Origin of the sequence: Pseudomonas sp. SIMBA_041 (genome assembly GCF_046535095.1) — a bacterium.
GTDB classification, from domain to species: Bacteria; Pseudomonadota; Gammaproteobacteria; order Pseudomonadales; family Pseudomonadaceae; genus Aquipseudomonas; species Aquipseudomonas mucoides.
Window position 1 is genome coordinate 1 of record NZ_JAWRXJ010000255.1, and the last position, 275, is coordinate 275.

Consider the following 275-nt stretch of genomic DNA (forward strand, 5'->3'; position numbering starts at 1 on the left):
GGGACTTATGGAGATGCTGGCCAAGTTATAACAACTGTAGCTACAATGACACCTACAGGAAATGTAGGTATAGGTACGGAAACACCTGCTGCCACTGCAATATTAGATCTTAATTCTACAAATAAAGGTTTTCTTCCTCCAAGAATGACAACTGCACAGAGAGATGCTCTAAATCCTAAACCTGCAGGTTTGATGATTTATAATACCGATCTGAACTGTATGCAATACTGGAATACAAGCCAATGGAAAGGTGACTGTTCCGGCACAACTATTCC

Annotated in this window: 1 protein-coding gene; it reads left to right on the top strand. The window is 40.7% G+C overall.

Annotated elements, in window-relative coordinates; translation table 11 throughout:
- The coding region (locus SB725_RS31080) for a hypothetical protein (protein ID WP_410923242.1) at positions 1–275 on the top strand (275 nt) is incomplete at both ends.